Source organism: Propionivibrio dicarboxylicus (assembly GCF_900099695.1).
In the GTDB taxonomy this organism is placed as follows: domain Bacteria; phylum Pseudomonadota; class Gammaproteobacteria; order Burkholderiales; family Rhodocyclaceae; genus Propionivibrio; species Propionivibrio dicarboxylicus.
Genome location: NZ_FNCY01000042.1, coordinates 1 through 1,921, shown reverse-complemented (window position 1 = coordinate 1,921; position 1,921 = coordinate 1). Strand labels below are relative to the sequence as shown.

Annotated in this window: 2 protein-coding genes; both read left to right on the top strand. The window is 59.9% G+C overall.

Translation table 11 applies throughout. From position 1 onward, the window contains the following. On the top strand, positions 1-210 hold a 210-nt coding region (locus tag BLR25_RS20800), incomplete at its 5' end, for a chemotaxis protein CheW (RefSeq protein WP_425438705.1). A gap of 59 nt (positions 211-269) precedes the next feature. After that, on the top strand, positions 270-1,921 hold a 1,652-nt coding region (locus tag BLR25_RS20795), incomplete at its 3' end, for an MCP four helix bundle domain-containing protein (RefSeq protein ID WP_091940756.1).

Genomic DNA, 1,921 nt, shown 5'->3' with positions numbered 1-1,921 from the left:
CTCGACATCCCCGCCAGCGAAATCGAACCCCCGCCTTCCTTCGGTGCCAGAATCCGCGCCGACTTCATCTTCGGCATGGGCAAGATCGCCGGCAAATTCGTCATCATCCTCAACATCGGAAAAGTCCTCTCCGTCGATGAAATCGCCATGCTCACCAGCACCGAGGGGCTCTCGGCAGAATCCCTCGCCAGCCTGGCCAACCCGCAATAATCCCGCTGCCTGTCTCGATCGCACGTCCCTGACTCTGATTCTCTCGCTGGAGATTGACCATGTTCAACAATATGAAAATCGGCACGCGACTCAGTATCGGCTTCGCCTTCGTCGTCATTCTGCTCATCGTCCTCTCGGCGCTCTCGTATCGTTGGCTGAGCACACTCAACGACGAACTCAACAATATCGTCAGCGACAAGTTCCCGAAAACGGTCTGGGCCAACGACGTCATCGACCAGGTCAATATCGCCGCGCGCTCCAGCCGTAACGCCCTGCTCGTCAAGACCAAGGACGAGGCGCAAAGCGAACTCGAGCGCGTCGGCGGCGCCAGCAAGATCATCAACGACCGCTTCGAAAAGCTCGACAAGACCATCGTCTCTCCGGAAGGAAAGCGGCGTTATGAAATCGTCAAGGAAAAGCGCAAGGTCTATGCCGCCGAAATCGCCAGTCTCACCAGCCTGATCGCAGCCAACAAGCGCGACGAGGCGACGACGCAGATGCTCGGCAGCCTACGCAAGGCACAGAACGAGTACATCGACGCGATCATGAAGCTGATCGACTATCAGACGGATTTGATGAATGCCGCCGGCAAGGACGCCGACGATCTCTCGAACACCGCCAAGCGACTGATCCTGATCCTGTCGCTCGGCGCCATCCTGCTGACGATCGGTTTCGCCTACTGGCTAATCCGCTCGATCACCGTCCCGACCACCCAACTGGTCGACGCGGCCAACAAGATGGCGGCCGGCGATTTCAACTTCACGCTTGGCGTCGACCGGCAGGACGAAGTCGGCCAGCTCGCCCACGCCGTCGAGAATGTCCAGGGCTCCGTGCGCGCCATGATCACGGACGCGGCGCTGCTGTCGAAGGCGGCGGTGGAAGGCAAGCTCGCAACGCGTGCCGACGCCTCGAAGCACCAAGGCGATTTCCGCGCCATCGTCCAGGGTGTCAATGACACGCTCGACGCCGTCATCGGCCCCTTGAACGTCACCGCCAAGTACGTCGATGACATCTCGAAGGGCGTCATCCCGCCGGTCATCACCGACAACTACAACGGCGACTTCAACGTCATCAAGACCAACCTCAACAACATGGTCAAGATGATGAGCGACCTGCTCGCCCAGACCGACATCATCATCCAGGGCGCCGCCAACGGCGAGCTCGACAAGCGCGCCAACGCCGACCTCTTCGTCGGCGGTTGGAACAAGCTGGTCGTCGGCGTCAATGCCACCGTCACCAACATCGTCGATCCGCTCAACGTCACCGCCGACTATGTCGACAAGATCGCCAAGGGCATCATTCCGCCCGAAATCACCACCGACTACAAGGGCCAGTACAACATCATCAAGGGCAACCTGAACAACATGGTCAAGATGATGAACGAACTGCTCGCCCAGACCGATATCCTGATCAAGGGCGCCGCCGCCGGACAACTCGAGAAGCGCGCCAACGCCGACCTCTTCGTTGGCGGATGGAACGATCTCGTCACCGGCGTCAATAACATCCTCAACAACGTCGTTCCGCCGATCCAGGACGTCCGCCGCGTCATGGCTGCGATGGAACAGGGCGACATGACCCAGACCATCACGCGCAACTACCAGGGCGACTTCGACGAACTCAAGCGCGCCATCAACAACACCATCGCCAAGCTCTGCGAGACGATCACCCAGATCAACACCGCCGCCGACGCCCTCACCAACGCCGCCAGCCA